Source organism: Azotobacter tropicalis (assembly GCF_059739045.1).
Genome location: NZ_AP046059.1, coordinates 276,939 through 297,112, shown reverse-complemented (window position 1 = coordinate 297,112; position 20,174 = coordinate 276,939). Strand labels below are relative to the sequence as shown.

At 59.8% G+C, this 20,174-nt stretch carries 17 protein-coding genes and 2 pseudogenes; 12 read left to right on the top strand and 7 right to left on the bottom strand.

The genetic code is table 11. The annotated features are described in order from the left end of the window. Positions 1 to 113 precede the first annotated feature (113 nt). Positions 114 to 1,058, top strand: coding sequence for an alpha/beta hydrolase (locus Atro_RS01425; RefSeq protein WP_497926117.1), 945 nt, complete (start codon positions 114 to 116; stop codon positions 1,056 to 1,058). A 44-nt stretch (positions 1,059 to 1,102) separates the two neighbouring features. On the opposite strand, the gene prmB is transcribed toward Atro_RS01425, so the two are convergent. Beyond that, positions 1,103 to 2,023: a 50S ribosomal protein L3 N(5)-glutamine methyltransferase gene (gene prmB / locus Atro_RS01420; protein ID WP_497926116.1), complete on the bottom strand. Its 921-nt coding sequence runs from the start codon at positions 2,021 to 2,023 to the stop codon at positions 1,103 to 1,105. A 256-nt stretch (positions 2,024 to 2,279) separates the two neighbouring features. Between prmB and Atro_RS01415 the strand changes: the two genes are divergently transcribed. The 8 genes from Atro_RS01415 to phaR all read left to right on the top strand — a co-directional run bounded on the left by Atro_RS01415 (position 2,280) and on the right by phaR (position 7,652). After that, positions 2,280 to 2,873: a cysteine hydrolase family protein gene (locus tag Atro_RS01415; RefSeq protein ID WP_497926115.1), complete on the top strand. Its 594-nt coding sequence runs from the start codon at positions 2,280 to 2,282 to the stop codon at positions 2,871 to 2,873. 171 nt (positions 2,874 to 3,044) lie between these two features. Continuing rightward, positions 3,045 to 3,326: a hypothetical protein gene (locus Atro_RS01410; protein ID WP_497927734.1), complete on the top strand. Its 282-nt coding sequence runs from the start codon at positions 3,045 to 3,047 to the stop codon at positions 3,324 to 3,326. Positions 3,327 to 3,378: 52 nt separating this feature from the next. Continuing rightward, positions 3,379 to 3,939, top strand: a complete 561-nt coding sequence (locus Atro_RS01405; protein WP_497926114.1) for a Smr/MutS family protein — start codon at positions 3,379 to 3,381, stop codon at positions 3,937 to 3,939. A gap of 98 nt (positions 3,940 to 4,037) precedes the next feature. Then, positions 4,038 to 4,583: a GTP cyclohydrolase I FolE gene (folE, locus tag Atro_RS01400; protein WP_039804438.1), complete on the top strand. Its 546-nt coding sequence runs from the start codon at positions 4,038 to 4,040 to the stop codon at positions 4,581 to 4,583. 180 nt (positions 4,584 to 4,763) lie between these two features. After that, complete coding sequence (gene tnpA / locus Atro_RS01395; protein WP_497923361.1) at positions 4,764 to 5,090, top strand: IS66-like element accessory protein TnpA; 327 nt, start codon at positions 4,764 to 4,766, stop codon at positions 5,088 to 5,090. Beyond that, a complete protein-coding gene (tnpB, locus tag Atro_RS01390) occupies positions 5,087 to 5,422 on the top strand; it encodes an IS66 family insertion sequence element accessory protein TnpB (protein ID WP_497923359.1) in 336 nt (111 codons plus the stop codon). Before tnpA ends, tnpB begins: the two co-directional genes overlap by 4 nt. An 81-nt stretch (positions 5,423 to 5,503) precedes the next feature. Beyond that, entirely contained in the window at positions 5,504 to 7,015 is a 1,512-nt protein-coding gene (gene tnpC / locus Atro_RS01385; protein ID WP_497927609.1) for an IS66 family transposase, read from the top strand. Between the two features lie 112 nt (positions 7,016 to 7,127). Continuing rightward, positions 7,128 to 7,652, top strand: a complete 525-nt coding sequence (phaR, locus tag Atro_RS01380) for a polyhydroxyalkanoate synthesis repressor PhaR (protein WP_497926113.1) — start codon at positions 7,128 to 7,130, stop codon at positions 7,650 to 7,652. Positions 7,653 to 7,718: 66 nt separating this feature from the next. On the opposite strand, the gene Atro_RS01375 is transcribed toward phaR, so the two are convergent. Both Atro_RS01375 and Atro_RS01370 read right to left on the bottom strand, forming a co-directional pair. Further along, positions 7,719 to 8,279 carry a phasin family protein gene (locus tag Atro_RS01375; RefSeq protein WP_497926112.1) on the bottom strand — a complete coding sequence of 187 codons (561 nt, stop codon included), beginning with the start codon at positions 8,277 to 8,279 and terminating at the stop codon, positions 7,719 to 7,721. A 302-nt stretch (positions 8,280 to 8,581) separates the two neighbouring features. Then, positions 8,582 to 9,697, bottom strand: coding sequence for an AraC family transcriptional regulator (locus Atro_RS01370; protein WP_497926111.1), 1,116 nt, complete (start codon positions 9,695 to 9,697; stop codon positions 8,582 to 8,584). Between the two features lie 214 nt (positions 9,698 to 9,911). On the opposite strand from Atro_RS01370, the gene Atro_RS01365 reads away from it, so the two are divergent. Together Atro_RS01365 and Atro_RS01360 are read left to right on the top strand one after the other, a co-directional pair. Further along, entirely contained in the window at positions 9,912 to 10,724 is an 813-nt protein-coding gene (locus tag Atro_RS01365; RefSeq protein WP_497926110.1) for an IS5 family transposase, read from the top strand. A 1,075-nt stretch (positions 10,725 to 11,799) separates the two neighbouring features. Further along, positions 11,800 to 12,938 (top strand): annotated as a pseudogene (locus Atro_RS01360) (IS3 family transposase). Between the two features lie 23 nt (positions 12,939 to 12,961). On the opposite strand, the pseudogene Atro_RS01355 reads toward Atro_RS01360, so the two are convergent. The 3 genes and pseudogenes from Atro_RS01355 to Atro_RS01345 all read right to left on the bottom strand — a co-directional run. Further along, a pseudogene (locus Atro_RS01355) lies at positions 12,962 to 13,225 on the bottom strand (transposase); the annotation flags it as partial. Between the two features lie 218 nt (positions 13,226 to 13,443). Further along, positions 13,444 to 14,862: a sigma-54-dependent transcriptional regulator gene (locus Atro_RS01350; protein ID WP_497926109.1), complete on the bottom strand. Its 1,419-nt coding sequence runs from the start codon at positions 14,860 to 14,862 to the stop codon at positions 13,444 to 13,446. A 5-nt stretch (positions 14,863 to 14,867) separates the two neighbouring features. Next, complete coding sequence (locus Atro_RS01345) at positions 14,868 to 15,512, bottom strand: sensor histidine kinase (protein ID WP_497926108.1); 645 nt, start codon at positions 15,510 to 15,512, stop codon at positions 14,868 to 14,870. 534 nt (positions 15,513 to 16,046) lie between these two features. Between Atro_RS01345 and Atro_RS01340 the strand changes: the two genes are divergently transcribed. Continuing rightward, positions 16,047 to 16,268, top strand: coding sequence for a hypothetical protein (locus tag Atro_RS01340; RefSeq protein WP_497926107.1), 222 nt, complete (start codon positions 16,047 to 16,049; stop codon positions 16,266 to 16,268). Between the two features lie 288 nt (positions 16,269 to 16,556). Here Atro_RS01340 and Atro_RS01335 read toward each other — a convergent pair whose 3' ends face one another. After that, complete coding sequence (locus tag Atro_RS01335) at positions 16,557 to 19,163, bottom strand: alpha-L-rhamnosidase-related protein (protein ID WP_497926106.1); 2,607 nt, start codon at positions 19,161 to 19,163, stop codon at positions 16,557 to 16,559. Between the last annotated feature and the right edge of the window lie 1,011 nt (positions 19,164 to 20,174).

Below are 20,174 nucleotides of genomic sequence, written 5' to 3'. Positions count from 1 at the left end.
CAGGGCTCCGCGAACAATCAGCCAGATCGAAGGTGTGCGAGTATACCTAGGGGGCCCTGCCAGTTCATCCTCCCGCCCCCGCGCCAGCCGGCGCGCCGTCACGGCTGTCCAGCATGCTGCGAATATTCCTGCTGTTCCTGCTCTTCGTAACGGGCTCCGTCCAGGCTCGAACCATTCTGCACCGGCCTATCGCGCTGGCGACCCCGAGCGGCGTGCTGTATGGCTCGCTGCTGCTGCCGCAAAGCGATGAGCCCGTACCGGTAGCCCTGCTACTCGCCGGCTCCGGCCCTACCGACCGCAACGGCAACAATCCAGCCGGACGCAACGACAGCCTCAGGCGCCTGGCCGAGGCCCTGGCCCAGCGCGGCATCGCCAGCGTGCGCTACGACAAGCGCGGCGTCGCCGCCAGCCTGGCCGCCGCGCCGGACGAGCGGATGCTGAGCGTGGAAGGCTACGTTGCCGATACTGTCGCCTGGGGGCGCAAGCTGGGCGCCGACCCGCGTTTTTCCCGGCTGGTGCTGATCGGCCATAGCGAAGGCGCGCTAATCGCCAGCCTGGCAGCCGAACAGGCCGGTGCGGCTGCGCTGGTCAGCATCGCCGGCAGCGGCCGACCGATCGATCAGGTGCTGATGGAACAGCTGAGCACACGCCTGCCACCGCCCCTGCTGGCTTTCAGTGCGGCGCTGATCGAGGAGCTCAAGGCTGGACGCCCCCACGAGCGGATTCCCGAGCCGCTCGAGGTACTGTTTCGCCCCAGCGTGCAACCCTACCTGATCTCGCTGTTTCGCCAGGAACCGGCGGCGGCCTTCGCCCGGCTGCGCATTCCGACACTGATCGTCCAGGGGCGCCACGACATCCAAGTCGGCATGAAGGATGCCGAAGCGCTCAAGGCTGCCAAACCGGACGCCAAGCTGCTGGCGATCGACGGCATGAATCATGTGCTACGCATCGTTCCGGCAGATGTGCAAAGCCAGCTGCCCTCCTACAACGACCCGGATCTGCCACTGGCCGGTGCCCTGAGCCAGGGAGTCGCTGATTTCATTCTGCGGAACGAATAGCCGAGATAAGCCGTACCCGGTCATGTCCGCCCGGGCAAGGAGAGCTAGACGGAAATCCGCGCGCGGAACAGCGCCTGATACTCGCGGCATTGGGCGGCGGCCAGCAGGAAGACGCCATGCCCACCTTGGGTGAACTCCAGCCAGGTGAAATCCACTTCCGGGTAGAGCGCCTCCACGTGTACCTGGCTGTTGCCCACCTCGACGATCAGCACACCCCGCTCGGTCAGGTGGTCGGCCGCCTCGGCCAGCATGCGCCGCACCAGATCCAGGCCATCCTCGCCGCAGGCCAGCCCCATACTCGGCTCATGGTGGTACTCCTGCGGCATGTCGGCGAAATCCTCGGCATCCACGTAGGGAGGATTGGAGACGATCAGATCGAAGCGCTGCCCCGGCAGACCGGCAAAACCATCGCCCTGCACGGTATAGACGCGATCGTCGAGAGCGTGACGCTCGATATTCCGGTTGGCTACCTCAAGCGCATCGAAGGACAGGTCGGCCAGCACGACTTCGGCTTCGGGGAATTGGTAGGCGCAGGCGATACCGATGCAGCCGGAGCCGGTGCAAAGATCAAGGATCCTCGTCGGCTCGTGCGGCAACCAGGGGGCGAAGCGCTGACCTATCAGTTCGGCGATGGGCGAGCGCGGTACCAGCACTCTTTCGTCGACCAGGAACGGTAGGCCGCAGAACCAGGCCTCGCCGAGCAGATAAGCTGCCGGGATGCGCTCCTCGATACGGCGCTGCAGCAAGGCGCCGAGATGCATGCACTCGTCCTCCTCGAGGCGACAGTCCAGATAACCGTCGGCCATTTCCCAAGGCAAATGCAGAGCACCGAGCACCAACTGACGGGCTTCGTCCCAAGCATTGTCGGTGCCATGACCGAAATACACTCCTTCGGCATGAAAACGGCTGACCGCCCAGCGAATATAATCGCGCAGAGTGCACAGGCGAGTCGGGATAGCTGCCATGGGAATCTCCAAACCCAAAAGCGGGCATTTTAGCAGGCAGCTGGGCTTGGCAGCTCAGTGCCAGGCCATATCCACATAGCGACCGACACACCCGGCTGGTGGACCTTCGCCCCTTTGGGCTTATGCCTCTCGAGTGCCGGCTCGATTGGCATCCCGGGTCCGGCAGTCATCCCGATCTCAGACTTAAGGTGATATTTATTCCCTTCTGCCGGCAGGAAGGAGACAATCTGCGCCGTTTTTCCATGGAGGAGCCACCATGCCCCAACCACAAACCGTGATGCAGATCACAGGCCGTAGCTTTGCACCGGCCACCTTGAAGAATGCCACCCTGCTTATCATCGATGCGCAGGAAGAGTATCGCAGTGGCATCCTGCGCCTACCCGGGCTCGAATCTGCGCTTACGGAGATTGCCAGCCTGCTGGCTGCCGCCCGCGCCGCAGGCACTCCGGTGGTGCATGTGAAGCACCTCGGCATTCCCGGGGGCTTTCTCGACCCACAGGGAACGCGTGGCCAACTCATGCCGGAAATCTGCCCGCAGCCAGGAGAAATCGTCGTGGAGAAGCGTCTGCCGAACGCCTTTTCCGGTACCGACCTGCATGATCGGCTGCAGGCAATCGGCCGCTTAGACCTGATCGTCTGCGGTTTCATGACCCATTCCAGCGTCAGTAGCACCGTACGCGCAACCAAGGACTACGGGTATCGCTGCACCCTGGTGGATCGTGCCTGCGCCACCCGCGACCTGCCCAGCCCAAGCGGAACCATCAATGCGGAGCAGGTGCACCGCATCGAGATCGCCAGCCTCGCCGACAACTTTGCGGCGGTAGTTTCCGATGCAAAAGCACTGACCTAATTCATTCCGCTCAGCCACAGCGCGACACTGACGGAAGCATATTCGCTGCTCGGCGACAGACTACGCTGCCAGTTGCCGAGCCGGTTCAAGGCCAAGACCTCAGCGAGAGGAACCCTCCATGAAGTCGCCGGACGAATCCAACGCTCCTAAGTCCACCACAGACAGCCCCCAATTGGTCGCTGGCACCTTGGCGCAGCGTTTGCGGCATTGTTGGCCTCTTTAGGCATATTGCTTGCCATGGCTGGCACTGCATCGCTTCTTGGTCGAGCCCCCGCCCCTGGAACAGATATCGGCGTCCCAAACCTCTCCTCCGGCACTGCTGCCCTTCTCCTGGCCCTCGGCCTGCTGTTGCTTTGGATAGGTATCCGCGCTTGGCGTATCTGCCGGCGCAGCTTGCGCTCCGCACGACATTCCGGCACCTCCTTCGCTTCCGGTCGGCAAAAACACAACTGACGTCGAAAGGCATCCATTGGTTACACTAAATGCCCTGTGTGGAGGCCAGCCCATGTCCGATAACGATTTTGCCTTGTTCCAATCAGCTCTTCAGGGCGTCAAACCCTTGCGTCAGGATAATCGTGCCGATATGGGCGCTCCGCAACGCGACTATAAGCAAATCGCCAGCCGCCGCCAGGCAGCCATGCAGCAGGTCGAAGTACAGAAAATCGACGGCTTGTCCGATCAATTCGTCATCGATGTAGCGGCAGAAGACGACCTCTACTGGGCACGCAACGGCGTCCAAGAGGGACAGATGCGCAAGCTCCGAGCCGGGCAAATCGCTTTTGAAGGCAGCCTGGACCTACATGGCATGACAGTGGAGAAGGCCCGCGAAACACTTTGGAACTTTCTTGCCGAAGCTACCAAGCTGGAAGTGCGCTGCGTGCGGGTCACCCATGGTAAGGCTGCGCGCCTGGACGGCAAGCGGCCCATGGTCAAGAGCCACGTCAACACTTGGCTACGCCAGCATCCGCACGTGCTTGGCTTTACCTCCTGCCTGTCCCGCCATGGTGGTACCGGAGCTGTCTATGTCCTACTCAAACGCACTATGCTTGAGGGACGCGACGAATAGCCTGACCCTACCAACGTGCTTGCAAGCCTCGCTGCCCCCCCCTAACCTGCACGCTCGTGTATTTCATCTAGCAGCTAAAAGCTCTCGCAGGAATATCCATGTCCTTGGAACAGCAGTATACCGCGATCCTCGCTCACCTCGGCGAGGACATTTCCCGTGAAGGCCTGGTCGACACGCCCAAGCGCGCGGCCAAAGCCATGCAGTACCTCTGCCGCGGCTATCAGCAGACGCTTGAGGAAGTTGTCAATGGCGCCCTGTTCAGCTCGGACAACAGCGAAATGGTGATGGTGAAAAACATCGAGCTGTACTCGCTCTGTGAGCACCACATGCTGCCGTTCATCGGCAAGGCACATGTGGCCTATCTGCCCAACGGCAAGGTTCTAGGCTTGTCGAAGGTTGCTCGCATCGTCGATATGTATGCACGACGCTTGCAGATTCAGGAGAATCTTACTCGCCAGATTGCCGAAGCCGTGGAGCAAGTCACCGGCGCCTCGGGGGTTGGTGTAGTGATCGAAGCGCAACATATGTGCATGATGATGCGTGGCGTGGAAAAACAGAACTCCACCATGGTCACTTCGGTCATGCTTGGCCACTTCCGTAGCAATGCAGCCACTCGCAGCGAATTTCTCAGCCTGATCAACTGATCACCACACAGATGTCCCCTGGTCCAGCAACGACCAGGGTGCCTTCTTGACGAAGAGGCGTCCCTAGGGCGCGGAACTGTAAGCGTCCGGCCAAGTCATCTGGTTTGAGCCCGCCAGGCTAAGAGATGGTGTCCACCTATTTATCGTGGACACCATCTCCAGGCTTTCAAGCGGGAAATCATGCAGCGTCGTTCCTATTCCACGGCCTTCAAGGCTCAAATCGTGCAGGAGTGTGGCCAGCCCGGCGCCTCCGTCGCCAGCGTGGCGCTGAGCCATGGCATCAACAGCAACGTTGTCCATAAATGGATACGCACGGCTCGCAGCCAGGCGGTTGAAACCCTGCCGGCGTTCATCCCGCTTGCGCTTGAATCGCCGGCGCGAGCGGAGTGCTCATCCAGCGCGGACATCCGTATCGAAATTCCTCATCGCCGTACGACCTTGACCGTTCACTGGCCTGCGGGCGATGCGCAGGGCTGTGCCCGGTTCGTGCGCGAGATCCTGCAATGATCCGTATCGATGCCATCTGGCTCGCCACCGAACCGCTGGATATGCGGGCCGGAACGGAAACGGCGCTGGCCAGGGTGGTGGAGGTCTTCGGTGCGGCGAAGCCACACAACGCCTACCTGTTCGCCAACAAGCGGGCCAACCGCATGAAAGTACTGGTTCACGATGGTTTCGGTGTCTGGCTGGCCTCGCGCCAGCTGAACCGAGGTCGCTTCGTCTGGCCGGGCAGCTGGCAGGGTGCCCAGTTTGAACTGAGCGCCGAGCAGCTTCAGGCACTGGTGGTCGGGCTGCCTTGGCAGCGGGTCGGATCGGGGGCCGAAATCCGCCTTTTATAGTTGGCCGTCAGGTGCCCCATGCCGCGCAATTGACCGAACGGTCTATCGTCGATGGCGATCAAGGCAGGCACACTCGGCGCCATGACTTCTGCTTGCTTCGACCATCTGACTCCCGAGCAACTGCGCGAACTGGCGGCGCAGTTGACGCAGCAGGTCCATTACTACAAAACCCGCGGCGAGCAGCTGGCTCACGAAATTGCCGTCCTCAAGCGGCATCGGTTTGCCCGGCGCAGCGAGCAGCTCAAGGCTGCCCAGCTCAGCCTGCTGGACGATCTGCTCGATACCGATATCGCGGCCATCGAAGCCGAGCTCGAGGAACTGGCTCCAGCTCCCGCCGCTACCGAGCCACGCCGGCAGCCCAAGCGCACGGCCTTGCCGCCGCAGTTCCCCCGCACGCTGATCCATCACGAGCCGGACACCACGCAGTGCTCCTGCGGCTGCCAGCTCAAACGCATCGGTGAAGATGTCAGCGAAAAGCTCGACTACACCCCGGGCGTCTTCACGGTGGAGCAACATATCCGCGGCAAATGGGTCTGCGAACGATGCGAAACGCTGATCCAGGCGCCGGTTCCGGCCCAGGTGATCGACAAGGGCATCCCGACTGCCGGGCTGCTGGCCCAGGTCATGGTGGCCAAGTTCGCCGACCATCTGCCCCTGTACCGGCAGGAAAAGATCTTCGGCCGGGCCGGTTTCGCCCTCCCGCGCTCGACCCTGGCGCAGTGGGTCGGCCGTTGCGGCGTGCAACTGCAACCACTGGTCGATGCGCTGCGGGACATAGTCCTGGAGCAGAACGTCGTCCATGCCGACGAGAGCCCGGTGCAGATGCTCGCGCCGGGCATGAAGAAGACCCAGCGCGCCTACGTCTGGGCCTACGTTCCCAGCCCGTTCGCCGGGCTGCGTGCGACGGTCTACGACTTCAGCCCCAGCCGTGCCGGCGAGCATGCCCGCACCTTCCTGGGCGACTGGAAAGGCAAGCTGGTCTGCGACGACTTCGCCGGTTACAAGGCCTGCTTCGAGCGGGGCGTGACCGAGATCGGCTGCCTGGCCCATGCCCGGCGCAAGTTCTACGACCTGCATGTCGCCAACCAGAGTCAACTGGCCGAGCAGGCTCTGCGTTACATCGGTCAGCTGTACGACATCGAGCGCGAGGTGCGCGACCTGCCGCCCGACGAGCGATGGCGAATACGCCAGGAAAAAGCCAAGCCCATCGCCGATGCCCTGCACGGCTGGATGCTCACCCAGCGCCGGTTGGTGCATGAAGGCACGGCCATCGCCAAGGCACTCGACTACTGCCTCAAGCGCTGGACGGCCCTCGTGCGCTATCTCGATGACGGGATGGTGGCGATAGATAACAACTGGTGCGAAAACCAGATACGCCCGTGGGCCATCGGCCGCGCAAATTGGCTGTTCGCCGGCTCACTGCGCAGCGGCAAGCGTGCGGCCGCCCTGATGACGCTGATTCAATCGGCACGCCTGAACGGGCATGATCCGTATGCCTATCTGAAAGATGTGCTGACCCGGCTGCCGACGCAGAAGGCCAGCGAGATCACCCAGCTGCTGCCACACAACTGGAAACCTTCCTGCAAGGTGTGATGCCCGGCCGCTTACGCGGAACTGCCCACTCTTCAGCCCTTTACCCTCGGCAAGCCAGGTAGCTACAGTTTGGGCTAACATGTCAGCCCCGCCTATAGAATGAGATATACGCATGTCAGCCAATGGCCGGAACGATATTCGTCTGATCAAGAAATACCCCAACCGCCGTTTGTATGACACTCACACCAGCAGTCATATCACACTTGTCGACATCCGCCAGTTGGTAATCAGCGAAGAGCCCTTTCAGGTGATCGATGCCAAAACCGGAGAGGACCTGACCCGCACCATCCTTCTGCAAATAATCCAAGAAGCCGAGAGCGATGGTGAGCCAATTTTCTCCAGCGAGATGCTTAAAGGAATCATTCGCTTCTATGGCCCTTTTCAAGGGGTACTTACCAGCTATTTGGAGAAGAGCATTCAAAGCGTCATAGATGTGCAGACGCAGGCAGGAGTACAGTCGACCCAGGCTTGGACAGACTTCATGCAGAGCCAAGCCCCAATGATGCAAGATCTTATGCGTCAATATGTCGAGCAATCCAAAAAGCTCTACCTGAATACCCAGAATATGTTCGGTATTTTCTCTGGCTTTGCCGGTAAGACAGGCGGAAAAAAAGATGGCGATGAAGGCCAGAACTGACTTTCATCGCCGAAGGACTCAAGGAAGGTAAAACTGTGGCGCAACGGTAACCAGTTCCAGTCGCCGTCAGGCAGTCTTTTTGCCGGAAGACTGAGTAGTAGCCTGACTTGCAGCGTTGGCAGCCGCCTCGATACCGCTTGCGGTGATTTCAGAGGCCTGCTTGGCCGCCTTCTGCGCACTTTCGTAGACATTGCCTGCCCCTTCAACGGCAGACTTGAATACGGACACGACTGGCTCTGCGCTAGCCGGAGCGTTCTTGCAAATCTCCTCGACGATTTCTTGGGCCTGCTGGGTACCAATCTCAATCTGACGCTCGGTCAGTTTGGTGACCTCTGCCTGGAAGCGGGAAATTAAGTCATAGGTCTGACGGCTGAACTCTACAAGACGCTCAGCCTGCTCGTTGGGTTTGAAGAAAGAAGCCTGCAGCTCCAGAAAAGCCTGCGGATCACGCACGGACAGCAGCTTGCGCAGGTTCTCGAAATTGTCATCAGCCGCAGCCCGAATGGTCTTGAACTGCAGCTTGGAGAGCTCTTCAGCGCTCTCGAAGATCTTGCTGTTCAGCTGCTGCACGGCATCCAGGTTGAATTTGGAAGCACTTTCCATTTTTTCCAGATCAAAAAAAGACATGACGTATCTCCTGCATAGTGACGGCCGGACTGGCCTGGCGCGCCGCTGCAACGACTTCTTGGATTCAACGGGCAAGCATATTGTTGCACCGCAAAATCAGCAGTGCAAGCTTTATTTTTGCATTGCAAAAAAAGATCAGATTTAGAAAATCCTCCTTGATAAATGATTTCTCCAAGCTAAATTGAGAATAATATTATCATCCATTTGGTTACATGAAGCGCTTATCGCCATGGGTAGAGTCCCGACAAAGCCCTCAATTTTGCACCGCAAAACGATAGAGCCCTTCGCTCTCTCTTCATTTGTTATCCATATGCAGGCACAGTATGATTTTGTTGATTTTGAGCGTCACCCCGGAGAAAGCTCCTATGAGCTCGGTACTGTCCTGGAGTCATACCAAACCAACGCGAGCAGGCCCGGAAAAAGCTACTGTGTTCGTGGAATCCTAAGAGATAGGCCACTTGCTGCAGGCTGAAATGGGAATGACGTAGATACAGGTGGGCCTGATCACGGCGAGTCTCATTCAGCAAGTCTTTATACTGAGTACCTTCCTTTTTCAGACAACGCTGCAGGGTGCGCTTGCTGATACAAAGCGCTGCCGCAATGTCCTCGATCGTTGGTTCGCCCGCGGCCAGACGCTCCATGATCAACTGTTGGACGCGCCAAGTACTCACTTGAGACGTCTGCTCATGCAAGCGTTGTTCAGCAAAACGCTCGTGCATACTCGCTAAAGCTTCATCTGCCGTGCTAAGGGGCGAGTCCAGCTGAGCAGCGTCAAATAAAATAGAATAATTAGGAGAGTCGAAATGCAGGGGACATTGCAGAATGCGACGATATTCTGCCGTATTAATTGGCTCTGGATGCATGAGCTCGACGCACAAAGGGGTAAACTGCGAACTCCCGTACAGCCAACGCAAATAGGAAATCAAAGCTGCCATTCCAAGATCATGAAACTGCCTCGGTATCCCTTTGCTGCCGCCATGACGGTTGCTGCTCAGGCGATAGACAGTGCCCTCCTGGTGCAGGGATAAATCAACGCCATTGTCAATCAATGAATAGTAACGAACAAAATGCTGTAATGCGCAATTCAGGTTAGGGCTAGACATCATTACATAGCCCACTACATCGTAGATCCCAGGCTTGACCAGTCCATAGGCTTTGAGCCCTAAATCTGGGTTGCCAGTCTGCACCACAGCTCGACTCAAAATCCTTGAAAGATCCTTGACTTGGCAGCCTCCCACGTCATTAAAAATTTCGAGGTTTAGATTCAACTCCTTAAGTAGATTTTCAATTTTCAAACCCTCCGCCCTAAGCGTCTCCTCGACGAGCCGTGCATAACTCACACTGACTGTAAACATATCCCTTTCCACGCTCTCTTCCATGGGCCAAGAAACCAAACGCATGTGGTAAAACCAATGCATCAAGCATTCTAGTTCCTACAGCAAATTTCGCTCCCTCCAGAGCAGGCTGGGAGCAATACTCATGCATCATATGCCTGAAGGATTGACATCAAAACACATGAGCCTGATGACAGGGTGACCATTCATCGCCCCTTCCAGTCCTCTTGATCTTGCCACACATACATTCGTGGACATAGGTTTAGAGCCTGTTATTAACCACTGCTTTGGTTATCGTTTGCAGTTAACCCGAAAACCCTACCCCACCGATGTCAGCGATGAGGAGTGGGCCTTCGTGGCGCCCTATCTAGCGCTGATGCCCGAATCCTCCGCCCATCGCGTCCACAGCCTGCGCGAGGTCTTCAATGCCCTGCGCTACATCGTCCGCGGCGGCCTGCTCTGGCGGCAGATGCCGCATGATCTGCCGCCGTGGCAGGTGGTGTATCAGCAGACCCGACGCTGGATCGAGGCCGGCGTCTTCGAGGAACTGCTGCATGATGTGCGCGCGTTGATCCGGGTGGCGGACAAGCGCAAGGCTCAGCCCAGCGCCGTGATCCTCGACAGCCGCACCCTGCAGTCGACGCCGGAAAGCGGCGCACGGGCCGGCTATGACGGGGCCAAACGCCGCAAGGGCTCGAAGGTGCATATGGCCGTGGATACGCTGGGGCAATTGCTCGCCCTGCGGGTGACGCCCGCCAACGAACAGGACCGCGCCCAGGTGGCCGCCCTCGCCGAGCAGGTGCAGCGGGTGACCGGTGAGGCGGTGGAGGTTGCCTTCGCCGACCAGGGCTACAGCGGCGAGTCGGCGGCCCGACAGGCAGAGGCGCATGGCATCCAGCTGGAAGTGATCAAGCACACGGAAGCGAAGAAGGGCTTCATCCTGCTGCCCCGGCGCTGGGTGGTCGAGCGCAGCTTCGGCTGGATGGCCCGCTTTCGAAGACTGAGTCGGGATTACGAGCGCCTGGCCTCGACGCTGGCGGGCTTTCACTTCATAGCCTTTGTTTGCCTGATGTTGCCGACTGCTCTCAAGGCCTTGGCAACACTCGGCTGATCAAGAAACGAACGGGTTAATAACAGGCTCTAGGGATTCTGCGATTTCATCTCCCACGGCGGCTGCAGGCCCTGTTGCTTTTGCCGTTTCGTCTCCCGCCCCCAGAGTCCCCGTAGGGCTGGCTACGCCTCCAAGGCATGAGTTGTGTCCTGGAGCCCGGGGGGTTCTGCGGTTTCATCTCCCATGGCAAGAGCAGATCCTGGCGGTTTTTGCCGTTTCGTCTCCCGCAGCCAGCGGTCTACGAGGCTGCGGCCACTTTCGAGGCTTTGATCTCCCGCTCAGAGTCTGTGTGGGCGGATCAGGGCGAGTGTCGTGCCGTGGGGGCCGGGGGATTTCGCCGTTTCATCTCCCAGGGCAGGCGCAGGTCCTGACGGTTTTGCCGTTTCGTCTCCCGCCACCAGCGGTCTGCATGGCTGAGAGCCACTTTCGAGGCTTTGATCTCCCGCCACAGAGTCTCTGTAGGGCTGGCTAGCCTCCAAGGCATGAGTTGTGTTCTGGAGCCTGGGGATTCTGCGGTTTCATCTCCCACGGCGGCTGCAGGTCCTAGTAGTTTTTCCATTTTGAACCGCCTCAGCTTTATGGCCCGGTCACCGACCATTTTCAGGGCAGTGATAGGCTGGGCAAGATCAGACACCAAATGGGAGATGAAACACTAATAAGTCAAAAATTAACCAGTTGGAGCGCCCTGAAGCAGAGTTATCCACACCCAAAAGCCTCCAGAGTGGGAGATGAAACCCACAAAAGTTCTAAGAAGCCGGGAGATGAAACTCAAGAAACCTTACGACAACCCTACTATGCCCTAGCTCGAGACATAGCCATGCGGGAGATGAAACCCCAGTAAGTCGTATCGGTTGGGAGATGAAATAGCAGAAAGGCGGGAGATAAACCATGAGAAAGGTGGGAGATAAATCTTGCATAATTAAGAAATAAATTCTTATTAAACAAAGACTTAATTAAATCTGCTTCTTTCCTTTTCATCCTTTTCCTTCTACTCAGCAGGGAAATGTAATGGCCTAATGATTCTGGACACCCCGATAGGGCGGTACGCTACCGCCACACAGCGAGGTAACAGAATATGGCTAAACGATCTTTCTCCACTGAGTTCAGGCACGAAGCAGCAGCCCTCGTGCTTGATCGCCACTACAGCGTGACCGAGGCCTGCACGGCGATGGGTGTCGAACCGACGGCCATGCGCCGCTGGGTCGAACAGCTCCGGCTCGAACGTGACGGCCAGACGCCGAAATCGAAGGCGATGACGCCGGAGCAGCAGCGCATTCAGGCGCTGGAAGCCCGTATTCGCCGGGTCGAGCGGGAGAACGAAATCCTAAAAAAGGCTACTGCGCTCTTGATGTCCGACTCGCTCGATCGGTGAGCCTGATCGGCATGCTGAGCACACAATTCCCGGTCATCGAGCAGTGCCTGACCTTCGGCGTTGGACGTAGCAGCTATTACCAGCAGCGCAGCCGGTAGGCCCGGCGCAATCCCCGTCGGGATCGCCTGCGGGCCAGGCTGGTCGTGCTGCACGAGCGTAGCCGGGGCTCGGCAGGAGCCCGCACACTGGCAGCCGCGCTACGCAGTGAAGGCCAGGTTGTTGGCCGTTACAAGGCGGCCCGCCTGATGCGAGAGGCCGGTGTGGTCAGCACGCAGCAGCGTCGCCATCGTTATCGGCTGGCTGTGGAGGAGTCCGTGATTGCACCCAATCATCTGCAGCGCTGCTTTGATGTGAGAGTCCCCAATCAGGTCTGGTGTGGTGATGTGACGTACATCTGGGGTGGAAATCGCTGGATCTATCTGGCAGCAGTGTTGGATCTGCACGCAAGACGTCTGGTGGGCTGGGCCCTGGGTAGCAGCCCGGACTCAACACTGACTAGTCGCGCCCTGAACATGGCCTTCGAGGCACGCGACAAACCCAAAGAGCTGATGTTTCACTCCGATCAGGGCTGTCACTACAGCAGCCGGCAGTTCCGCCAGACGCTGCAGAAACACGGCATCATCCAGAGCATGAGCCGGCGCGGCAACTACTGGGATAACGCCCCGATGGAGCGCTTCTTTTGCAGTCTGAAAACCGAATGGATACCTGCCAGCGGCTATGGCAGCCCGGCTGAAGCAGAGTCCGATGTACTGCGCTACCTGACCTGCTACTACAACCAGATCAGGTTGCACAGCAGCAACGGCTACAGGACGCCGGTGGCCATGGAGGCGCTGGCGGCCTGAGCTCCTAAAACTGTGTCCAGAATTTTTACGATGGCCAACTCCGCGGACTGTTCGGCCAACAGCCGTTTGAGGCGGGCGTTTTCGTCGGCCAACAACTGCTCGCGCTCGCTGCTGGTCTGGGCCTGCTGTTTCCTGCTCCGCCAGCCATAGAGCTGGGAGGGGTGCAGCCCAAGCTGTTCGGCCGCTTTGCTGACGCCAATCCGTTCGGCCAAGGCCAGCGCTTCGTCCTTGTAGGCTTGGGAGTGGCGGATACGGGTTGGTTTCATCGGGCTTGCTTGCCTTGCCATGGATCACCTCGTTGCAGTGTATCGCTTAACGGGGTGTCCACTGAGGCTGGGCAAGTTCAGTACCGTGTGGGACGGATCGCCTGCCGGCTGTACCTGCGGGGGCGCCGGCCGCCTGCGCGGTGCCGAAATCATCTCGAATGGATAGCAAAAATCCCTTAAAAGATAGAATTTAAACTCAATAAATATTATTTAAGTAAGGTTAAATACCTTGGCCGAGCCTAATAACGGCGATGCGGCCGCGCCAGCCCGAGCTTCTCGATCCGGTAGCGCAGCATGTCGCGGGTCAGGCCCAGCAAGCGCGCCGACTTGGTCACGTTCCAGTCGGTCCTGTCCAGGGTGCGCAGCACCAGGTCGCGCTCCACTTCGGGCAGGTTGAGTCCTTCTTCGGGCAACCCCGGCGCATAGTCCCGGGACGCTGCCGGGCGCGCCTCGCCGCCGTCCATCAGCTCCGGGCAGAGCGCCAGCTGGGCCGCGCCGACCAGGTTGCCCGGCGCCAGCAGCGCGGTCTGCTCCAGCATGTTGCGCAGTTCGCGCACATTGCCCGGCCAGCTGTAGTTCTTCAGCAGCGCCCGGGCCTCGGCGCTGAAGGTCAGGCCGGGCTTGCCGTAGCGCCGGCCGTGCAGGGCCAGGTAATGCTCGGCCAGGGCGAGCACGTCGTCGCCGCGGGCGCGCAGCGGCGGCACCCTGATCTCGATGATCCGCAGGCGGAAGAACAGGTCGCGGCGAAACCGGCCCTGCTGGACCATCCGCTCCAGGTTGCAGTTGGTGGCGGCGACGATGCGCAGGTCGACCCGGCGCTCCTTGACCGCGCCCAGCCGGCGGATGCTGCGGTCCTCCAGCAGCTTGAGCAGCTTGGCCTGCAGCGACAGCTCGATCTCGCCGATCTCGTCGAGGAACAGGGTGCCGCCGTCCGCCGCCTCGACCAGGCCGACGCGCCGCTCCTTGGCGTCGGTGAAGGCGCCCCGCTCGTGGCCGAACAGCTCCGCCTCCAAGAGGTGCGCCGGGATCGAGGCGCAGTTGACCTCGACGAAGGGGCCGTGGCGCCGGCTGCCGTCGAAATGCAGGGCGCGGGCGATCAGTTCCTTGCCGGTGCCGGTCTCGCCCTGGATCAGCACCACCGGCAGGTCGGCGTCGGTCATCCGGCTTTCCGCCTCCAGCAGCTGGCGCACCGTCGCCTTCATGGTCCGCATCGCCGGCGACTCGCCGAGCAGCGCCGCGAGCCCGGCGTCCCTGGCCTCGCGCGCCTGGTAGAAGGACAGCGTGTGCTCCAGGCGCTGGGCCTCGAGCGCCTTGTCGATCAGCAGCCTGAGCTCGGCCAGCACCACCGGCTTGGTCAGGTAGTGGTAGGAGCCGGCCTTCATCGCCGCCACCGCGTCCTCCACGTTGCCGTAGCCGGTCATCACGATCGGCTTGATCTGCGGATCGCTGGCGCGTACCCGGGCGATCAGCTCCAGCCCGCTCATGCCCGGCAGCGAGCGGTCGGTCAGCAGTACGTCGGGACGGTAGGTCTCCAGGACGGCCAGGGCCTCCTCGGCGGAACCGCAGACCCGCGCCTCGTACTGCTTGCGTTCGAGATACGTCTGAATGTTGCCCGCCAGCGTCGCGTCGTCCTCGACGATCAGAATGCTGTGCTCCATCGTGTCTATCCCCTCTCTGCGATCCTGAAAGCCAGGCACACGTCGGTTCCCTCCTTTTCCCGGCTGTCCAGCCGGATCGAGCCGCCGAAGCGCTCCATGATCCGTTTCACCAGCACCAGGCCGACGCCGAGGCCGCCGCGCTTGGTGGTGTAGAAGGCCCGGAAGGCCATCGCCATCTGCTCCTGGGTCATGCCGTTGCCGCTGTCGCCGATGGTCAGGCGCAGGCGCCGCTCCAGCGTGTCGACGGCGATGCGGATGCGCAGCGAGCCGCCCCGCGGCATGGCCTCGATGGCATTGGAAATCACGCTGTTGAGCACCTGGGCGAACAGCACCCGGTGGCTGACCACCGCCGGCGCCGGCTGCGCCTGCCAGTCGACCCGGATGTCGGCGGCGCGGATCTGCCGCGCGAAGGCCTGCAGCACCTCGTCCACCGCGGCGACCGGGTCCACCGCCTCGCGGTCGCCGCAGAGCGGGCGGGAGGAAATCAGCAGCTCGCTGACGCATTTGGACAGGCGATCGACCTGGCCGATGATGTCCTCGATGTTCTTGCGCAGCGGCAAGGCCTCGGCCTGCGCATCCAGGGCCAGCTCGGCACTGGAGCGGATCGCCGCGAGCGGGTTGCGCAGGCTGTGGGCCACCGCCGTGGACATTTCGCCGAGGCCACCACCGTCTCGTTGGCGACCAGTTGCCGCTGCTGGGCGGCGAGCCGTCCCGAGAGCCGCCAAATCATCCAGAACAGGCCGAGATAGATCAGCAGGCCGCCGAGCACGGCCGCCAGCCAGAACACCAGGTAGCTGCGCTGCAGGTGGGTGAGCAGGTCGACCGGCTCCTTGTGCAGTTCCAGCAGGGACGCCACCCGGCCTGTTTCGTCCCGTAGCGGGATGTAGTGCTCGGCGGCGAAGCTGCCGAGCAGCCCCGAGCCGCCCGCCACGAGATGGCCGGCAGTGACGATGGCTCCGCTGGTGAGGGCTGCCTCCAGGTGCTCGCTGCCGCCCTTGCTACCGATCAGCCACGGCTCGGTCGACCAGCGCACCACCCGGTCGGGACCGTACAGATTGGCCTGCCGCACCTCGGGAAGATGGGTAGGACCGAACAAGCCGGCCAAGGTCATTTCCGGAATCTGCAGGTTGGCAACCGAATTGACGAAACGACCGATCAGCATGGCGTCGCGCTCGACGCCTGCAATGAACAAAGAATGGGTTGCAATGACAACGACCGATACGGCAACTGTCGCGCCAACGATGAAGCTGGCCAGCAACCCCCCTCTTCTCAAATTGAGCCGTCTTGGCACCTCCAAGAGCACGATGGCTTATCTCCCTGTACGGGATGTCTTTGAAACCGCAAGGACCATCCCGAATTTTATTATTGTGTGGTTCATTGCTCTTGATAGAAACAATGCATCCTAGGAATCAAATGCCTCTATCGAATGTGAACTTCGCGAGGCCACCCAAGAGGCGAGCGGCCCTGCTCGCCAAAGACTCAAATATCCAGGCGTGATCTCCTGGCATTGAAGTCCTTCAGGCGCGCCATGCGAAGGCTCTTCTTATCGAGCCTTTGCGCCGACTGCGACCGGAAGGAACATGCGCGGCTCTAGGGCTAGAAACTTCTGGAAGATTTGATGCATTGCATCGGGTCGACGGCAGAGGTTTCCGGCTCTTGGTAAGTTCAACGTCGAAGCTGCCGCTCGGGCATGTTCAGCGGAGATCTGGACGTCCGAGTTTCAGGATCCGCACCGTGGCAATACTGGCCCGGTTGACCGGACCGCCTGTCCCGCCACTGCCAGCATAAGTGCCATTCGATTCCAGATAACTCATATTGAAATAATCCTTAAATATGAGCCGATAGATTCCAGGCTTCAGATCGGCCACGACTTCGGTGGATGTTCTCAGCGGTTGCTCTTCATTACGCGAGTCGATATGGGGCATCTGCACGATGCCGCTGGCCACTATCCTATTGTGCTCACTCAACACGTCGATCTGCTTCACCGCGTTGGTGACTCCGGTGCTGATGTCATACTGATGGTTGTTATAGACCAGCTCGATAGCGTAGCGGCCGGGCTCAGAGACAGCGATATCCCGGATTTCCAGCGTATCGCTGGGAGCGCCCCAATCGCGCAGCGTCGGCTCGGCGATACCGTCGGAAGGCGGCGTTACCATGACATTGCTGAGCACGCGGGTATCGGTCACGGGAATGACCTGGACAGCAGCCTCCTCCGTGCAGAACGGCGCTGAATGGTGCGAATGGTTGCCACTGCTGGCGAAGACAGCCTGTACCGCATAACAGACGCGGGCTCCGGCAGGGATCCTGTCACGGTCGGTCCAGCTCGCCTGCGTCACTCGACCGTCAACGAGCTTGCCATTGCGGAAAATGCGGTAGTAAACCGAGTCGCTCGAAATCCCGCTATTTCCATTGTCAATGAAGTAGACCCTGTACTTGCCGTCCTTCTGCTCGACAGAAGTGATTTGCGGCTCGACAGGCGCAAAGACACGCGGATCCCGGTGATCACGGGGATCGACCTCCGGCGCCAGGGTGATGCGCGCATCACCGCTTTGCAGGCCACCGAACTCGACCTCAATGACGTTCGCCATACCGTTCAGCTGACTTTCTTCAATGACGCCGGTAACCGGTGTTCCGTTCAGACGTACTGTCTGGACCAAGTAATAGCCGCTCCCGGACATCGCTTCCGGCAACTTCAGCACCACCTCGAGGGGATGGCCCTTGTAGCTCAGTCCGGAAAGCCGGGCCTGGGGCGAATCGCCGAACAACTGCCGTGCCTTGGCAGTGAGGAAAGGCTCGACCGTAACTCCGGACTGATCGACGCGGTATCCGAATAGCGTCCCGACGACCATGTTCAGATAACCCGCGACAGACCATAGCTGACGGGGAGAATTGATCACTGGACCATCATCGTAAAAAGGCTTTCCGGTCAGCCACTCCAGGTTTTCCATATTGGAGATGTTGAGTGCCGCGCCCCGCACGAGGGACTGGATGGCATTGTCTGCGACCGCCGTATTACGGACCTTGGCGGCTGCCTGCAGCTCATAGGCTGTGACGAAGGGCCATAGCGCACGATTGTGGTAGACCGCTATATCCGGCTGCTGCGGGTAATACACCGGAACGCCCAACTGGCTATGGGGATAGTTGGCCAGAACCTCCGCTGCATGCCGCGGGGGAGCTATTCCGCTCAGAATGGCCAGGGCCGAGCCGAGCATGTCGAATTTCTCGACAGGCGCCTGATCCTCGGCTGCGCCTGTCAGACTCGCGTACAGCCCCGCTTCTTCAAGCCAGAAATGCTTGTTGATCTGCTCCTTCAGCTCCTCGGCCCAATCCTCGTAGCGCTGCGCCAGCAGAGCATCGCCATGCTCCATGGCCAGTCGCGCGGTCAGTCGTAGCGCCTGGTAGTGGACGACATTGGTCGACAGCGCCTTGGACTCGGACATGTGACTCAGGTTATCGATGATCCAGCCCGCATAGGTCTGTGTGCGCCAGTCGAGATAGGACTGCTCGCCACCATACAGGCCGAGCAGCGGATCGAAGGCCGCCTGACGATCTGCCTCCACGGTGCCGCGCAAGGCGGCGTAGGCATAATCCGAGAACTCGTCATAGGCTTCGCCGGACAGGCTGTCGAGAGCGCTTTCGGCCGCCAAGGCCCAAGTCACGCGATCCGTGCTCACCGGCCAACTGCCGCCGGAGCCGGTGTCCTGAACGATCTGAAGACTGTCCTTGGGAAGGCTTGCAGGCGGCGAAACCCCTTCCCGAAAGCCGCTGCTCTTGAAGAACAGCGAATTGATAACCCGTTCAGGGTAAAGCCCGGCCAAGCCGAGTCGAGCGGCATAGGACAGGTCCCGTGTCCAGACATAGGTCCATTTTTCTCCCGTCTGGAAACAGTTGCAGTCAATGGGCTCGCCAGCGTTGTAGTTGCCGTCCCGGATCTCGCTGACACTCAGCAATTGCAGGTCGTCCATGGCCATGGCGAACAGGCCGTCGAACATCAGGCTGCCACTGCGCAGCAAGGGATGCCCGGCGCTCTCCGTGAAAACCCGCTGCTTTTCGGCATTGTCACGAAGGTCCATCGTCGTGCTGATCGTATAGGTGCGCTGCGTCGCCTCCGGATCGATTACCGATACGGCGACCGTTTCATCGCGGCCATTCGGCTCGAGCGCATAGGGTGGAAAGAGCATTGAATCCTTCCCGGTCCTGGCCGCCGGGGAGCCGGCAGCGCAAGCGCCTTCGTAAAGGGATGCCAAGGACAGCGCCAAAGCGGTCATGACGGTGGTGCCCAGATATTTACGACGAAACATACAAGCTTCCTGTTATTGAAGTTATGGGTAAGCAATGTGCGCGTTCCTGCGAGGCGCGTGTCTTCTTCGCGAGATGAAACCTACTTCCGTAGTCACAGATGGCGAGCAGACGTGGGGAAATTCGGTTTGTGGTGTGCACGGGCGCGCCGAGCAGTCTTTCGCCGTGTTCGAAGGCTACCGGGGCAGCGTGAAAGCACTTGGAGGAAGACAACAGGAGGTAATGCCCACGATCCGGAGCGAAGGAATAAGGAAGCCATCCTGGAATACCTCGGCAATAGACAGCGCTACCCCTAGGTGGTCGCATTACCACCCAGCTAAGCCTATTGCCACTACCGTGTTATTTTTATTGATTATCGCTGGGCTGCATTAAGGCAATGCCTGGAGCCCGGCGACTCCATTCTCATAAAGATAGCGCTATCCTAAAAAAATGAAACCTTTTTTGGCAACCTCGAAATCACAGATAAATCATTAATTTCTACTTTGATGAAACCATTCAGCTGTAGCAGCTTAATACTATTGCAACTGGCGCCAAGCCTTCCTCTATATTGCATATCAATATGCTATTGCAGCTCTATCAAGCTGCGCGAAGCTTGCGGGGTCAGGCGAAGTTCATTATCACTCTCGGCAAACCGAAAAACCGGGCTAAATCGATCCAAGTTCGGAGCTTTCATTTATTCAAAAGTACCCGCCTACCGCGATCGAGCGGCAAACAACCGGAAATCCATATGCGGTGATGGTAGGCATGATGTATGTGAGCAGTCCGAAAACTCCACAGGTTCCCATCTTCATGCATGACCTGAGCTGGCTGCGCTCCCGTCATCCCTTCCTGACACCAGCCGCGTGCATGAAGCTGACGTTCCAGCCACGATGGCGACAGGGTCTGATCGGGCGCCATGCCATCCTCGTGCAGCACCGAACGGCGCTCCCCTTCGAACGGATCGAGCTTCTCCCCCGGCCGCATCCTGCCAGGGCCGCGGACCGGTGTGTCGCCCTTTCCTTCCCGCAGGGAAG

Coding starts and splice junctions, on each gene's coding strand:
- tnpA (WP_497923361.1), top strand. CDS start 4,764: ATGCAGCGTCGTTCCTATTCCACGGCCTTCAAGGCTCAAATCGTGCAG.
- tnpB (WP_497923359.1), top strand. CDS start 5,087: ATGATCCGTATCGATGCCATCTGGCTCGCCACCGAACCGCTGGATATG.
- folE (WP_039804438.1), top strand. CDS start 4,038: ATGTCCTTGGAACAGCAGTATACCGCGATCCTCGCTCACCTCGGCGAG.
- Atro_RS01335 (WP_497926106.1), bottom strand. CDS start 19,163: ATGTTTCGTCGTAAATATCTGGGCACCACCGTCATGACCGCTTTGGCG.
- tnpC (WP_497927609.1), top strand. CDS start 5,504: ATGACTTCTGCTTGCTTCGACCATCTGACTCCCGAGCAACTGCGCGAA.
- Atro_RS01375 (WP_497926112.1), bottom strand. CDS start 8,279: ATGTCTTTTTTTGATCTGGAAAAAATGGAAAGTGCTTCCAAATTCAAC.
- Atro_RS01415 (WP_497926115.1), top strand. CDS start 2,280: ATGCCCCAACCACAAACCGTGATGCAGATCACAGGCCGTAGCTTTGCA.
- Atro_RS01405 (WP_497926114.1), top strand. CDS start 3,379: ATGTCCGATAACGATTTTGCCTTGTTCCAATCAGCTCTTCAGGGCGTC.
- Atro_RS01340 (WP_497926107.1), top strand. CDS start 16,047: ATGAACAAAGAATGGGTTGCAATGACAACGACCGATACGGCAACTGTC.
- Atro_RS01425 (WP_497926117.1), top strand. CDS start 114: ATGCTGCGAATATTCCTGCTGTTCCTGCTCTTCGTAACGGGCTCCGTC.
- Atro_RS01345 (WP_497926108.1), bottom strand. CDS start 15,512: ATGTCCACGGCGGTGGCCCACAGCCTGCGCAACCCGCTCGCGGCGATC.
- prmB (WP_497926116.1), bottom strand. CDS start 2,023: ATGGCAGCTATCCCGACTCGCCTGTGCACTCTGCGCGATTATATTCGC.
- Atro_RS01350 (WP_497926109.1), bottom strand. CDS start 14,862: ATGGAGCACAGCATTCTGATCGTCGAGGACGACGCGACGCTGGCGGGC.
- Atro_RS01370 (WP_497926111.1), bottom strand. CDS start 9,697: ATGCATTGGTTTTACCACATGCGTTTGGTTTCTTGGCCCATGGAAGAG.
- phaR (WP_497926113.1), top strand. CDS start 7,128: ATGTCAGCCAATGGCCGGAACGATATTCGTCTGATCAAGAAATACCCC.